The organism is Paenibacillus sp. KACC 21273 (assembly GCF_028736095.1).
GTDB classification, from domain to species: Bacteria; Bacillota; Bacilli; order Paenibacillales; family Paenibacillaceae; genus Saccharibacillus; species Saccharibacillus kyungheensis.
Map to the genome: position 1 here is coordinate 4,429,629 of NZ_CP117876.1, position 13,217 is coordinate 4,442,845.

Annotated in this window: 10 protein-coding genes; 5 read left to right on the forward strand and 5 right to left on the reverse strand. The window is 38.8% G+C overall.

Annotated elements, in window-relative coordinates; genetic code table 11:
* The first annotated feature begins 253 nt into the window (after positions 1-253).
* Positions 254-1,039: a Cof-type HAD-IIB family hydrolase gene (locus tag PQ460_RS19395; protein WP_273615050.1), complete on the forward strand. Its 786-nt coding sequence runs from the start codon at positions 254-256 to the stop codon at positions 1,037-1,039.
* Between the two features lie 116 nt (positions 1,040-1,155).
* The gene (locus PQ460_RS19400) at positions 1,156-2,241 is read left to right on the forward strand and encodes a hypothetical protein (protein WP_274170830.1); all 1,086 of its coding nucleotides are present in this window, start codon (positions 1,156-1,158) and stop codon (positions 2,239-2,241) included.
* Between the two features lie 87 nt (positions 2,242-2,328).
* Here PQ460_RS19400 and PQ460_RS19405 read toward each other — a convergent pair whose 3' ends face one another.
* From PQ460_RS19405 to PQ460_RS19420, 4 genes are all read right to left on the reverse strand, one after another.
* On the reverse strand, positions 2,329-3,909 hold the full coding sequence (locus tag PQ460_RS19405; RefSeq protein WP_274170831.1) for a cellulase family glycosylhydrolase: 1,581 nt from the start codon (positions 3,907-3,909) through the stop codon (positions 2,329-2,331).
* 293 nt (positions 3,910-4,202) lie between these two features.
* The gene (locus PQ460_RS19410) at positions 4,203-5,489 is read right to left on the reverse strand and encodes an MFS transporter (protein WP_274170832.1); all 1,287 of its coding nucleotides are present in this window, start codon (positions 5,487-5,489) and stop codon (positions 4,203-4,205) included.
* A gap of 249 nt (positions 5,490-5,738) precedes the next feature.
* Positions 5,739-8,189: a restriction endonuclease-like protein gene (locus PQ460_RS19415; protein WP_274170833.1), complete on the reverse strand. Its 2,451-nt coding sequence runs from the start codon at positions 8,187-8,189 to the stop codon at positions 5,739-5,741.
* Positions 8,155-10,413 carry an MrcB family domain-containing protein gene (locus PQ460_RS19420; protein ID WP_274170834.1) on the reverse strand — a complete coding sequence of 753 codons (2,259 nt, stop codon included), beginning with the start codon at positions 10,411-10,413 and terminating at the stop codon, positions 8,155-8,157. The genes PQ460_RS19415 and PQ460_RS19420 overlap by 35 nt, the downstream gene beginning before the upstream one ends.
* 261 nt (positions 10,414-10,674) lie before the next feature.
* On the opposite strand from PQ460_RS19420, the gene PQ460_RS19425 reads away from it, so the two are divergent.
* Positions 10,675-10,821 carry a hypothetical protein gene (locus PQ460_RS19425; protein WP_274170835.1) on the forward strand — a complete coding sequence of 49 codons (147 nt, stop codon included), beginning with the start codon at positions 10,675-10,677 and terminating at the stop codon, positions 10,819-10,821.
* A complete protein-coding gene (locus PQ460_RS19430) occupies positions 10,799-11,338 on the forward strand; it encodes a GNAT family N-acetyltransferase (RefSeq protein ID WP_274170836.1) in 540 nt (179 codons plus the stop codon). Before PQ460_RS19425 ends, PQ460_RS19430 begins: the two co-directional genes overlap by 23 nt.
* A 149-nt stretch (positions 11,339-11,487) precedes the next feature.
* Here PQ460_RS19430 and PQ460_RS19435 read toward each other — a convergent pair whose 3' ends face one another.
* Positions 11,488-11,772 (reverse strand): hypothetical protein, encoded by a 285-nt coding sequence (locus tag PQ460_RS19435; RefSeq protein WP_274170837.1) that lies wholly within the window; start codon positions 11,770-11,772, stop codon positions 11,488-11,490.
* An 811-nt stretch (positions 11,773-12,583) separates the two neighbouring features.
* Here PQ460_RS19435 and PQ460_RS19440 point away from each other — a divergent pair.
* Complete coding sequence (locus PQ460_RS19440) at positions 12,584-13,186, forward strand: biliverdin-producing heme oxygenase (RefSeq protein ID WP_274170838.1); 603 nt, start codon at positions 12,584-12,586, stop codon at positions 13,184-13,186.
* Positions 13,187-13,217 lie beyond the last annotated feature (31 nt).

Consider the following 13,217-nt stretch of genomic DNA (forward strand, 5'->3'; position numbering starts at 1 on the left):
ATAGACATAAACATTACCGGATAAGTCTTTCTTGTCTATTGTATGTACTGATACGAGAAATACCGATTCATATACTGACATCCAACCTATCCAAAAGCTACTTTTTTGTGAGTATTCTTTCTCATAAAAAGTAGCTTTTTGGGTATATAACGATAGAGACTATACTGAAATACAAGACACAACTCTCGATTGACGGTTATAATAGAGTCATACTGTGTACACCAAAAATAGATAACAACGATAGGAGCTACCCATGTCTAATCAAAGTATTATCTTTTTCGACATTGATGGAACGTTATTGGATTTTGATAAAAAATTACCGGAAAGCACTAAAAAAGCTGTATTTGAGCTCAAAGCACGCGGTCACGAAGTAGCTATTGCCACCGGTCGTGCTCCTTTTATGTTTGACGATATTCGCAAAGAACTTGAGATTGATACGTATGTTAGTTACAACGGTCAATATGTTGTTTTGCGTGGCGAAGTGATCTATACCAATCCACTGAACAAAGACGCATTACTTCAATTGACTCAGACAGCGTTAGAGCAAAATAATCCGCTTGTCTATATGGATGCTGAAGATATGAGAGCCAGCGTGCCGGAAGAAGACGAAATGATCACAACCAGTATTCATACTTTAAAAGTAAGTAAATTCCCGACCTATGATCCGTTATATCATCAAGGTAGAGAGATTTACCAGTGTCTACTATTCTGTATAGGAGATGCGGAGAAAAAGTATGAGCAAGACTTCAAATCATTCGATTTTATCCGCTGGCATCCAATGTCTGTCGATGTTCTTCCAGCAGGTGGTTCCAAAGCACATGGTATAGCCAAAATCACCGAAAAATTAGGGTTCCCGCAAGAAAGACAATATGCGTTCGGCGATGGACTGAATGATGTTGAAATGCTCAAACAAATCTATAACAGTGTCGCTATGGGCAATGCTGAACCTGAAGCCAAAGCAGTCGCTCGCCATATTACCAAATCTGTCGATGAAAATGGCATTTTACATGGACTACAAATGGTAGGGCTGTTAGACTAAGCCACTGATATTTTATATCCACTATCTTCATTTCTTCCCCTTATTCTCCGATATTTTAAAAGGATGTAGATTCTGCATCTTTTTATGATATTTAGAGAAAAAGGGGATTTTTCACAATGAACAAAAAATGGTTACGTGTATGGATCTGGATGATGGTGTTTGCTATCGTTATACCGGCTCAGACGATTCATGCTGTCAATGTAAAAGGAAGTACATATCAAAGCGTTTCTTTATTTGTAAATGGTAAATTCCAGATTACTCAGCAATACACTCAGTTTGTGAATAACAACAAACTATATATTCCTATCAAAATCATGGATCGGATTCCAGGTATCACGATTCAATATGGTAGTCCACTTACGATTACTGGTAACAAAGGTAGTATCACAGTCAACGATTCCAATTCATTTGCTTATGCAGGGGTTACTTATGTGATGTACAAATCGTTATTAGCGATTACTGATTTGGATGGTAAATATGCGTCCAGTGCTCAAGCATTATTTCTATGGAGCGATGATGAAGGTAAGCGCGCATCCAGTGAGATTTTAACAAATATTAGTCAACTGCCTGCGAATTTCGGTTACTTTGTCGGTGAGAAAATATATCCGTTTTATTATCCGGGAGCTTATTGGATTACCGATATACGTTATGCTTCTTCCAGCTTGTATATAACGATTCAAAATAAATCAGGTGATACGTATGAGTTCAATAGTCCAGTATCTGATTTGGACTTTCTGTTAGATAGCGAGCTGACATCATTTAATCAGAACTGGCATGGCAAATATGTCTGGTTCGACAATCGTGCGTATAATGGAAGCGGTCTTAACCATCTGGAAAAGTTAACATTTATCGCTGTGCAAGTAAATGACCAAAATGATGCTTTTGTGACGTTGCAAAAATCCAATGGCAAGCAAGTCGGGATCAAACTCAATCGACAATATGATGTTGGTATGATGCTAAGTGATATTTTATGGTCCAAAAACCCACGTACTTTATACAATTGGAGCAATAGCGTCTGGACAGCCATCAGTAAAAATAAATTATTAAATAATATGACCCGCGAACAAGTGATATTATCCTGGGGCGAACCGTCTGATAAGAATACGTATCAATCGTCTTCGTTAACGTATGAACAATGGATCTATTCCGGTGCTTATCTGTATTTCTGGAATGGCCGCCTCAATTCAGCGCAAAGTCGATAATACAAAACCAACTACAACAAAAAGAGCTATCATAGTGATAGCTCTTTTTTGCATAAAATATAATCTATTCATACTTATTCAAATCGTTTACGGTGTTGTTCCCCATACCAATGTGCCTTTATTGTAGATACTTGCTTTATTCCAATCGGTTAGCGCAGTCTGATTAGCTCCATAAGAGTAATCGTTAGCTTCATTGTAGTTACTCCAATCGGCTGGATGAATACGAGCTTGAATATCTCCGCTTTGACCTCCGGCTGGAATCGAACCGGCTCCACTACCAAAACTCAATTCAACATAGCGATTCGCTGTTGTTTTGGATATTGTCGGTGTACCAAATGCACCGCTAATATTCGTTCCACCTACACTCGCCCAGTCGATAAAAAATTGTTGCTTTTGCTGACTCTCATCACTGTAATAGTAACGAATTTTGAGATCACTTAGATTGACCGCTGTACTACCGTTATTTTTGATATTAAAAACAGGTCGAATCGCATTATCGGTCGGATTGCTATCTCCGTTACGATATTGCAATACCAACTTCCCTTTAGGATCGGTTGGTGTAGTTGTACCTGTATCGCCACCTCCTGTAGTCGGAGGAGATGTATCGGTATCACCGCCTGTCGTTGGAGGTGTTGTTGTATCTGGGTCTGTTGTACTGGTGGTTGCTCCAAGACGAGTCTCATCACGTACAAATTTGCCTGAAGCTGTTAAGTTATTGACTATCCATCCACCTGTTGAACTTGCTCCCGACTGAAGAGCCGCTGACGCTTCGTTTTTATCTGCAAGTGACCAGTTCGCCCAACTAATTTTGCGATTAGCTAAGAAGTTAGTCCATACTTTCGATTCACTCAGGAATGGCCCTCCGTTACCAGATGCATCGCTTGTACCCCATTCTGTTACAAATACAGGTGCTTTTTTGCTTAACGCATAATCGATGCGATCACGTAAAAATTGTCCGTGTGTTCCTGCATAGAAATGTACAGCATACATTGTATTTTTATCAGGTAACTGGTTATCTGCTGCATCGTGTACATCCTGACTCCATGTTCCTGTTCCGACGATAATAATATTGTCTGGATCTTTGGCACGAATCACTTGAGTCACTTCTTGCGCATACGGACGAATCTGCCCATTCCATGTGACCCCACCATTAGGCTCGTTGGCTAACTCATAAATAACGTTTGGTGAATCTTTGTACAAGCCAGCCATTTCACTAAAAAAGGCTTTGGATTGCGTTTTATAAATATTCGGATCATTATCTGAAAGTATATGCCAATCGATAATCACATAGACACCCAAATCCTGCGCTGCTGCTACCGCTTCTTTCACTTTGTTTTTCAGTGAAGGATTTGAAATATATCCATTCTCTGCGGTATACATTGCTACTCGAAATACAGTAATACCCCAATCATCTCGTAACCATTTCATCGTATCTTTATTCACATAGTTACCATACCACTGAATGCCATGAGAACTCATACCTTTTAATTGGACAGGGGTACCATTCTTATCCACCAATTGTCCGTTAGCGATCGATAATTGTCCGTGCTTCTGCACTGGCGTTGTAGCTGCATTTGCTTGTGGTACCCAGACAGAAGTGGTTAGCGATAACGTCAATACAGCCGTTAACACAGAAGCACTCCACTTCTTCAACATCGTTTTTTTCATTAATTATCAGCTCACTTTCTTAATTAATGTAAAATTATGTTATTTTAGGACACTCACCTATTATAGAGTAACTTTTGCAAGAAATATAGTTTTTTGTGTAAAAATGACTAATTAATACCATACTATAGGTGATAGTATGTATTACCTTATGTTAGGTATATGAATCTTATTTAGCGCGATTTTCCTTATTTTTATATCGTACCGGTAACGATTGACATATTAGAAAAAAAGCCAGCATAGTTACGGCAATTGTCCGCATCTATACTGGCTTTATCATTTTTGTATTTCGTTTATTAGGAATTGATGGTTCCCTCGGTAGGTGCCAATTCAGTCTGTTCGATCTGCATATTCGATTCTTTGGCATACAATACATAAGTAATCAGACTGAATAAAGCAACAATCGCCATCATCCATTGAACATAAGAAGGAGATAACGTATCTAGCATACGTCCTGCTACAACAGAGAACAATCCTCCACCAATCGCACAACCAGCCATAACGATACTAGTATTACGAGCTATATTTTTGGGCATTAGCTTTTTCATATAGACCAGTGTGACTACGTATAGACCTGATAACATTAGACCTAACAATACGATCAAAATATAACTTATTACCGGATTCCGATTCAGTGCAAATAAAGACAGCAATACGATCATACTGCTCCAATGAATAAATAAATAGCGACGATAACCGATACGTTCTGCTTCATAACCGGCAAACATCCGTCCGACAATCATAGCCGCCCAGAATACTGTAACACTGATCGGCGCTGTGCCTGCATCTGCCATTCCTGTCTCTAACATCAGCGATGGCAAATAATTTACTAACCCGATATCGGTTGCTCCGTATAAGAAAAATAGAAAAACGAACGATGGTAATAACAGACTGCCACCGACCCATAATCGCTTGAGACGAGCAGAAGGATGATTGGTTGCCGCCGCTGCTACTACAGCACCTACAGGCCCTGAAGAAGCTGCTGTTGCAGGAACGACATGAGGTAGATCGGTCAAATGACGTGGCAAAAATAAAGGCTCTACACCTTCAAATCGGCTAAATCGTACGAATAAAGATAAAAAGATACAATACACAGCGATGCCAAGCAACGCATAATTCCATAATCCTGAGCGCACCAGCATACCAATCGCTAATGGGAATAATAGTGATCCTACACCAAATGCAATCTCTAAGCGACTCATAGCAATCGCGGCATTGGATTGTAATCCTTCCAAAATCACAGCCGCAATAACCGATTCAATAATACCGCCCAGAAATCCTGCAATAGCGATACCGACAATTAAAATCGACCATGGTGGTAAAAAGGCGATCAAAATATAACAAATAGCTACACCGATTGCGCCTATATGTAACATTGTTTTTTTCGATATTCGATTCGCTAACCACGGTTGAATCAACATCCCGATAATCGATGCTCCAAATTCTATAAAAATCAGTGCTCCGGCATCTGTATAATCTCGATCATACAATGGCAATAATACGGTAACAATCGCTGCCACCGTCACTTTGATAGCACCCATTAATAAATAAAATAAACTTCCCATCCAAATCAAACGTTTCAAGACTGCCTTCCCTCCTTTATAAGTCTGGTTATACTGACCCAGATACAACGCTAACTGCAAGAATTATACTTCTTCTTTTGCACAGATGCATTAGATTTTCACTATTTTTTAAATTTTCATGAAAAGCGTTGGTATTTACTATTTTCTTACATTTATAGACAATACAAAAGTCATCTGCATGCTTAGTGTTACAGCATTAGCAGATGACTTGTATATATTTTTCAATATAGCAAAGATAAGATTAATACATTACTCTTCGTCTATTCTTACATCAAGCACATGTTCAGCTAGATCGACATAATTGTTATCAAGCTCCACTTTCACTTTGCCTTGTCTACGCTTTTCACGCCATGAGGCTAGATCTGCTTCCGATTCTAATCGTAATTCAGCTAATTCTTCTGCACGATCGAACATATATTTACTTGTATATAACAATGTATAGATACCCTGACCTGCTAGTAAAATAGGACTTGTCCGTTCTTCCCAACGAGTCACTGTGAATTTCACATATAAAAGATTCGCTTTCTGCGGATCAGCAGGAATCTCAGTAATATCAGATCGCTTGACGATATCCCATCTGTCTACTTTGCCATAATAGCTTATACCCGTTCTACCGAGGGATTCAAACTTTCGTCTAGATTCACACATTGCTACATACTCTATCTGCGTAATCACCTGTGTATCCACAAAGTTAGCCAGTGGCATATGGTAGAACTGTTCTGCCAGTGCAATCTGTATTTGCTCCGGTCCGCGTACCGACCCCACCAGCATATTTTTATCTAGTAATTTGTTCTGGTAATATGCTTTTGTTCCACGTGGTGCTGTAGAACGTTCGTAGGCTTTTTCGGGACTATCTTGAATCAATTCGTCTAGAAATTGCTCTACGAGCGTAGTGGCATTCGGCAAAAAAGGTAACGCTCCTACATTTAACTTACGAATACTACGGTAAAAGTGGTGGTCACGAAATTGCTCTTCATCCCCATATGGAAATAATACATACGCGCCAAACATACTGCGTTCATACTTCTCACCAGCAGACGAATGTACAATCGCATCCCGATAACGATGCATTGTGTTAATATCTTCTTCCTGTGGCCCGGGATATTGGTACGCAGAAGCATAAGGTGAACCTTCTACAGCGGCGTTCAACTTGTATTTGGCATCAAAAATAAAGCTGTATTCTTTTTTCTGTCCGGCATCTACTTTCATTAAAGAAAGCACATTATCCGGTCGCTGTGGCAACGTCGGTGTAAGTTCTTTGCTAGGCAGACTATTGTAATACAGCACAAATGTCTCGTTATTACGCGGATTCAGATATTCCATACGAGATTGTTGCCCTCGACCTAATGTTACAAATAATCCGCTATGGTTGAGCCTGATCAGATTTTGCTTAATTAATGGATATTTACGACTCAGCAATTCATTTAATTTCAAAAAGCACCAGTATTCATAGATTTCTGCAATATCTTTCATCGAAAGCCGTAATAGATCACTCTGAATCGATAACCCTTTGAGAAGCAAAAGATAATAACGATACATTTCCCGATACCCTGGCGCCATCTGCAGAACCAGACTTGTACTCATTTGCCGTATCGGTGAAATCTGTTGTAGCCATTCTAACGATAATAACTGCTCTAACCGCGAGATCATCTGGCTAACACGCTTTACAAACACAGGATCATACGCCCGACTACGGAAATTCTGCGGTCTGGTTAACTGGCTATACTGTTCTTGTAATTGCTGTAACTTGCTCAATATGCGCTCTAACATCCAGCGTAGAAAACGGTTCTCTGCGGTATCATAAGAGATATGCTTGATCGTATCTAGTAAATGAGTCGGCTGGTAGCGTTCTGCTCCTATCGGTAACCATCCATGCACAGAGTCCTGTTCTAAATACTGCGGATGTCTGGCAAGATACGCATTGTTGCGATTACTTCCTCGCTTGACCCGTGAGGCAGGCTTACGTTCTAAAGATTTGTCCAGCTTATGATGAGGTTGCCGATTAATCCGTTCCATCGCAATCTCCATCTGGTGAAAAAGATGCGTAATCAATGCAAAAAATTCACTCAAACTCTGTTGCTGTGTATCTCGAATACGAACCGACTGATATGTCCGCTTGAGAAAATCAAACGATAAGTTGTACACCTGCTCATTCACTTCACGTAGCAACTGGATATAATCTTGCTTGTAATCCAGCTTGGACGGGAAAATTTCCAGTTCGATCGTTATTAACCGCTGTCCTCTGCTACGTAATTCCAACTCTGTAAAGCCGACTTCATTTTTAAAATTCAAAATCCCAGATAAGACCTGCTCACCCTTAGGCGTAACCGCTTCACGAATTGCCAGATTATCATGATGAAATTGAACAGGTAACTGCATATCATCTGACTTAATCAGCACAAATTCGTAGTTCTGTTGCTCGTAAAAACAAGGAAAAGACGGTGTAGTCCCGTCCCATCGAATTAATTGATTTGCAGTTGGTGAAAATACAGAGATATCGTCTATTATCACCTCAGGCGCAAGCGAACGACAGATTAGATGCGCATTCACCCATTCGCCCTGATCGCGATGCAATTGCAATGTCTCCACTACCGGATGATACGGTTTGCCTTTGATATAGATCGTCCCGATACTACACTTCACTTCTAACAGCTCGGTACTCTGATTAAGAAATCCAGTAGGATGTGAATCCATCTTCATCTAACCTCACAATCATATCCACCAGCTTATGCGCTGTCTGCGGATAGGTCGCCTGTGGCGGTGTATTTCCGCGATCCCATTGTGCCCAGAAGACATCATCGTCTTCCATCGGTGACGGAATACGGACACTATCTTGTAAGCACAGACGTAACAGCTTCACCAATACACGCCGTACTCCAGACTGACTTCCTTGAATACGTGGCAAAATCTTCTGCATCATCTGTAGATCAAAAGCTTCTGCTTCACTCATCAATCCAAAACGTTCATTATAGATCACATAAAAGCATACGGCATCTCGTATCCGAAACCCTACATGCGCATGAATATCTTCCAGTATCTCGTTCACGGTTACCAATCGCTCGGTAGTACGGGTGATCAAGTCTGCATAATGGTCATAAGCATCAATCAACTGCAAATAATCTGCGCGTAAAAAAGACTGCTCGACCGGTACAGCTTCGACCACCTGCTGGCTCTCCTCACGCAACTTGGGTAACTGCATCAGATCAATAGAGTTAAATTCCAGCGTATTCGCTCGATCAAGAACCTTTTTGCTAAAGGGATAGGTCGTCTCATCCATATTAACGGTTCCGATCAGATATACATTTTCCGGTATACCCAGATTCCCATATCGCTCTAGATCGCTTTCCAATTCTAACGTAACTGCTGGAATCACCGGATCAGTCACAATATGTCTGCCCTGCCACGATTGTGTCTCCAATAGACTCAAAATATCGCTAAAATAATGTTCGACTCGTGCCAGATTCATTTCATCCAGACAGATAAAATAAGGCTTGTTCCGATTCTCTGGTTGAGATGCTTCAGCAATCACCGATGTGAGTGGGCCAGGCTTGAAGGTGCCAGACAAATCTTTGTACCCGATCAGATCTGTCGGATCACTCCAATCTGGACGTACAGGAATCAACCGAAATTGCCCGTTCAACGCAGTCGCCCCAACCGCTTCAGCGAACAAACGGATCAACCGCGTCTTCCCTGTGCCAGAGATACCTGCGAGGATAACGAACGGACGTGTTTTGAGCGAGAGGTAGAAGTTGTCGATTAAGTGGGCTGGGAAGTAGAATCCACGTTGGGTGATGTAGTCGCGGATATGATCTAATACTTCTTTGATCTCAGCATCATGGATAAGTACAATAGATTCTTCTTCGACTTCGTCCACTTCTTCCTCTTCTTCATCATTCAACTGACTTGCCCACTCTGTGTTTGGTGTTGCATCTATACTTTGCACATAAGATAGATAAGTCTCTACTGCGTCCCATAAATCGTCTACCAATTGCTCATTATTAGGCATATCATTCAAATCATAACGAGTATAAGCAATAGTAGATGCCTGATAATCTTTGGCATACGTACTTTCACCCAAATCAATATTTCCTTCTAAATTCAATCGTGTTGGCGGTAACATAGCTCTGATTTCTTGTGCTTTTTGTTCAAATTGTTCATAGGCTTTTTTAGTACCTAGACGGTTCTTCATATCGGTTACACCGTATTGTAGTACAAGGTAAACAGACTGCAAATCTTCTGCAAACAAATAAGCTACATACAATCCACGTTGGGTAGTATCAGTAATTTGACGGTGCATAATCGCAATCCATGGAATATACGCCCAATTCCCTTGCCCGAGTGAACCTTGTACTCGAAAATAAGTATGAATAAATTGCAACGAACGAATATGCTCTGGGATCACATTTCGCATATATTGAGCTAAAGGATTACGCTTAAATGGTTCTCTACGCGCTTCTGGATAGTCCATCATAATCCGCATTAGATCATCTCGAATCGAGAAATCTGAAGGCGGTTGAGCATAATATAATTCCAGTTCATCTAACGTAAATTGGTATAATTCGTCTAAAACAGACTGATCCCATTGGTCGTACAGGTCTTTTTTAAAGCCAATTGTATATTGCTCACTAGGTACATGTAAGATGGAAGATAATGCTTTGATTGGCGTGTTCATCACATACTGAATACGACTTAATTGGACATCTGCCCAACGCGTTGCTTTCACTTGAGAAGGTGGTTCATCTACACGTAGACTCTGTGCTTCTCGTTGTTGTAAATAAGATAAGAAACGTTCCCGTACTTTAAGCATGGATACTTCATGCAGATTAGATTCTTTCATCTCGTCTAGCAAAGATAACATAAGGATCATTTTATATGATTTTTGCTTGTGATTATAAATGGATTGTAATTCTAAAGGCAATGTCATAAGTATTCTCCTGTAAACGAATTAGATATTTTAATTATACTAAAGAAAGATAAATTCTCTAAATATTATGTATACATGCAATATGATAAGTTACTAATTCTTCTATATAAACAGATGTATAATATATAAACATGATTTAGGTATTAAAATGTTGACGATAGCTTATTTTTAAATTCACATAATCAATCCTTATCACCTATGATCTAAATTAATTACATGATAAAATAACACTATAATACATTTTAGAAAGGAGAATTAAATATGGCAGTTAGTTTGAGACAAAGACCTGTACTTACAGGCGAAGAAGCCAAACGTTTTATAGAGAAAAACCAAAAAAATGAAGAACTTATGAAAAAACATGCCGAAAAGAAAATGAAGGAGTATCATGAACGATTATCCCATTCCTAATATTGAGAGTTTGCAATTAGACCATAAAATTATATCCATAGAGTATTTACCTCATGTAAAAAATTTCTCTTGTGGTAATCATTCTATGGATTTTTTTCTGCAAGTCGAAGCTTATCCTTCTCACATTATTCGTGAGTCTAGTACAACATTAGTTTTCTACCAGAATCAAATTGTTGGTTATTACACTCTTCAACATACCCTTCTATCCTCTTTGATTGATGATCCTGCTATTTCAAAAGAACAACATGTACTTGATATTGCTAGATTAGCTGTCAGTGATCATTTTCAAAACAAAGGAATAGGCGTAGAAATAGTTAATCACATTTTACATATGGCAATACAATTAAATGAACGTTACATTGTTCTAGATGCGTTGAAAGAAAAATGGACATGGTATCGAGATAAATTCAATTTTGAAAGTTTATTTGAAGTCGATCTTATTCATGATAGTCCATTTGTAACTATGTTTATGGATTTATATGATGAGGATTTAATCAAGAAATACTATGATGAATAAGTAGTATAATTACAAAAAGAGTATTGATTTTAGACAAGTGATTTTTGTAATACATGTTTTAGATTTCACTTATTAAATATAGAATCTTATTTTTAAAATAATAAATAAAAAGAAAGTGATCTCTTTACGGGATCACTTTCTTTTTGGATTCATTTACATTCTACGCGATTCTCTCTACGACTTACCATATAAATCGAAAACACCCCCATCATTGGCGCTAATGTAGCTAAATTTATCGTCCAATCGTAATACATGATTTTCTGTATCATACTCGCTGTAAAGATAACCACACAAAAGATCATCGACAAGAACATAAGCGTGTGCGCAGGGTGCTTGGCGCGCTTATAGATCATACGAATGATTCCCCATATAGCTAATCCATATATCAGCACATTAACAAGTATGATTAATACCAAAGCAAATACATCTGACATCATATAACCTCCTTACTGCATATTCTATGTATTTCTATTGGGATATACACTTATCTTTTTACTTATTTTACTATAAAATGAAATAAAGTATAAAAGCAACCATGTAAGGAGGGTCATTATGGCGTGGGGAGCAATTTTGCCGTTTGTGTTGTTTGTGGTGATGCTAGGATTATTCGGGCTGTTTGTGTATGGATTTGTTGTCTTTATTTCTTATCTGAAACGAAAACAATAACAATAACTTTATGCCTACCTGTCTATGTCACTTACCTACTCTACAACTACATACTACTTTAAAAAAGCTTACTTCTTGCTCTCTTACCAGAGAAACGAAGCAGGCTTTTTGCTGATCTCTTGCTATCCTTTTAAGCGTAAAATAACTAAAACATATATATCCAATGTTCATATCTATAGAAAAACAAGAAAAATCATCAAAAAGCATCGTTCTTTATTTTTGGATCGGTATACCTATATTTCAAATTTTCGACACTTTTAACAGACTATAATTGGTTGATTTCACTTAAACAGCACTTTCATCCAGTACCTACAACATGATAAAATAGATAGAACGACATCAAGCAAATCGTTCGCCATTATATAGAAGAAACCCAATAGCATGACCCTCAATTTGTTGTATTCATTGCATGCTTGTACTATACTTTAACTCCCCAGCTATCGCACTTTTTCCATTCTGTTGACGTACTATGGTGAGGACCTTCTGGATCACAGCAAGATTTAATATAGATGTTAAGATATACAGCTTCATAACTTATTGTTAAGTAACTTATTAATTGATATTAAGGTGAGATGATAAATGACAATTGAATTACTCGATCGCTTACGCAAAGATACCGCTGTATACCATGAACAGATTGAAGGAAACTTTTATGCTAAAGGTATTATGGCGAAAACGCTCACTTTAGATGAATACCGTACGTACCTTGCCAAGTTCTATGGCTTTTTACAACCGTTAGAACAACAAGCTATTGGGCATATGGATGCGCTGGAGTCTGATTCTGGATTTGATATGAATATACGTGCCAAATCGCCGTTGTTGGAACAAGATTTGATTCACTTAGGTATGTCGATACAAGAGATTCGACAACTACCATTATGTACAGACTTGCCGGATATTTCTACACCTGCACGTATGTATGGAGCTTTCTATGTTATTGAAGGGTCTACTCTGGGTGGACAAATTATTACCAAGCAATTAATGAAATTTTTGCCGGTTGATCCTGAAGGGGGTCTGCATTACTTTAACGCTTATGGTGCAGAGACTCGTGAACAATGGTCGGCTTTCCGCGATCTATTGCTACAAGCTGGTGTAACAGAAGAAAATAAAGAACAAATCATATATACCGCCAAAGAAACATTCAGATTACTTGATCTATGGTTAAGTACCGATCCGAACTAGCACAGTAATGACATCATGATATACAGGAGGC

What these genes read in the sequence shown, in the direction of transcription:
- PQ460_RS19395 (WP_273615050.1), top strand. Translation starts at nt 254, where the DNA reads ATGTCTAATCAAAGTATTATCTTTTTCGACATTGATGGAACGTTATTG.
- PQ460_RS19400 (WP_274170830.1), top strand. Translation starts at nt 1,156, where the DNA reads ATGAACAAAAAATGGTTACGTGTATGGATCTGGATGATGGTGTTTGCT.
- PQ460_RS19405 (WP_274170831.1), bottom strand. Translation starts at nt 3,909, where the DNA reads ATGAAAAAAACGATGTTGAAGAAGTGGAGTGCTTCTGTGTTAACGGCT.
- PQ460_RS19415 (WP_274170833.1), bottom strand. Translation starts at nt 8,189, where the DNA reads ATGAAGATGGATTCACATCCTACTGGATTTCTTAATCAGAGTACCGAG.
- PQ460_RS19420 (WP_274170834.1), bottom strand. Translation starts at nt 10,413, where the DNA reads ATGACATTGCCTTTAGAATTACAATCCATTTATAATCACAAGCAAAAA.
- PQ460_RS19425 (WP_274170835.1), top strand. Translation starts at nt 10,675, where the DNA reads ATGGCAGTTAGTTTGAGACAAAGACCTGTACTTACAGGCGAAGAAGCC.
- PQ460_RS19430 (WP_274170836.1), top strand. Translation starts at nt 10,799, where the DNA reads ATGAACGATTATCCCATTCCTAATATTGAGAGTTTGCAATTAGACCAT.
- PQ460_RS19435 (WP_274170837.1), bottom strand. Translation starts at nt 11,772, where the DNA reads ATGTCAGATGTATTTGCTTTGGTATTAATCATACTTGTTAATGTGCTG.
- PQ460_RS19440 (WP_274170838.1), top strand. Translation starts at nt 12,584, where the DNA reads ATGACAATTGAATTACTCGATCGCTTACGCAAAGATACCGCTGTATAC.